Origin of the sequence: Streptococcus mitis (assembly GCF_019929545.1) — a bacterium.
Classification (GTDB): Bacteria; Bacillota; Bacilli; order Lactobacillales; family Streptococcaceae; genus Streptococcus; species Streptococcus mitis_BU.
The window spans coordinates 1-1,515 of record NZ_JAHZPT010000056.1; the positions used below are offsets into that span (position 1 = coordinate 1).

Sequence of the window (1,515 nt, forward strand, 5' to 3'; positions counted from 1 at the left end):
CTCAAACTTGTAACCCTCAAAAGCCCCTCAATCCCTTTCCCCACCTAGGATTAGAGCATAAAAAATAGCATAACCTGACTAAATCGTGTATACTAAAAGTGCAAAATATACCACACACGGTTCAGAAAGGTTATACCATGTCTAGTTTACCACAAAATCATCAACTTCGTAACTCTATCTCAACATTTTTTAAAGAAATTTCTTTGAATACTCTTACAGGTGGCGCTTTGTTAGTACTTTTTCACTTTTTATTGACAAGTATCTTTTCAAATCGTTCCCCTTATCAATTGTTGAAAGAGGTGGACAACAAGCCTTTTTCTCAGAAAACTTTCCATAATCGTCTTTCAAATCCTAAAATTAATTGGCGCTCTATTCTTTTCTTCATTTCCAAAAAGTTGATTGAAAAACTTCGACCGCTGACGAGTGAAGAGCGAAAAACGGTTTTCATCGTGGACGACTCCATTTATCCTCGTGCCCGTTCAAAGAAGGTTCAACTCTTAAGCAAGCAGTATGACCACGCTAACAAGGTCTATGTCAATGGTTTTCGTTTTCTCAACTTAGGTTGGAGTGATGGCAATACCTTTTTACCTCTTGCTTTTAGTCTTCTTGGGGGTAAGAAAAGCACAGTCGGGGAAATAGATAAACGGACGCTATCTGGAAAACGCAAAATGGAGGCTTTGGAACCTGCAACAGATGTCACCTTAAACCTGCTAAAAAAGGCATTACATCAAGGTATCCAAGCGGACTATGTCCTGTTTGATTCGTGGTTTTCTAGCCCAAAACTCTTTGTCGCTATCCGAAAGCTACAACTTCATGTGATTTCCATGGTTAAGAAATCTTCCAAAGTCTACTACAACTACGAAGGGCAACGACTTTCTGTTAAACAACTTTACGCAATGCACTCAAAACGTCGGGGTCGTTCTAAGTACCTGCTTAGCTTGGAAGTAACAGCTTGTTACGATAAGACAGAAATTCCTCTCAAACTAGTTTTTGTGCGCAATCGAAATAAAAAGAATGATTTTCTGGTACTTGCCAGTACCGATACCTCCCTGAGTGAGGAAGAGATTATCCAAACCTATGGAAAACGGTGGGAAATTGAGGTTTATTTCAAAATATGCAAGCAGTATCTACGCCTGACACGTTGTCAAAGCCTTTCTTATGATGAATTAGTTGGCTATACTACTGGTGTTTGTCTGGCCTATAGTATGCTTGCCTACCAGCATCGTTTCGAAGTTGATGGGAGAAGTTTTGGGGATCTCTTTTTCATCATGTGCAAGGAGATAGAGGACTTGAGCTTCAAAGAAGCACTTCGGCTGATTTTTCAGTTATTGATGGATAAATTAGAAGACCTAGGTATCCTTTCAGAAGCTGTCATTGAAGCTTTAGTGAACCTATTTTTAATCCAGGCTCCTAAAATCTTGACGAAGCGACTTTTATGCTTGGAATGATATTATTTGTGCGTTAAACCTTTTGGTGATAAGGGATGATGTGGGATTTAGGGGTTACAAGTTTGAG

The 1,515-nt window shown here is 39.3% G+C and carries 1 protein-coding gene; it reads left to right on the forward strand.

What is annotated here, in order from left to right; translation table 11 throughout:
• The first annotated feature begins 137 nt into the window (after positions 1 to 137).
• Positions 138 to 1,448 carry an IS4 family transposase gene (locus tag K1I71_RS09460; RefSeq protein ID WP_223330849.1) on the forward strand — a complete coding sequence of 437 codons (1,311 nt, stop codon included), beginning with the start codon at positions 138 to 140 and terminating at the stop codon, positions 1,446 to 1,448.
• The last annotated feature ends 67 nt before the right edge of the window (positions 1,449 to 1,515 follow it).

Bases quoted from the DNA above. Each gene is read 5' to 3' on its own strand.
- K1I71_RS09460 (WP_223330849.1), top strand. From the start codon at position 138: ATGTCTAGTTTACCACAAAATCATCAACTTCGTAACTCTATCTCAACA.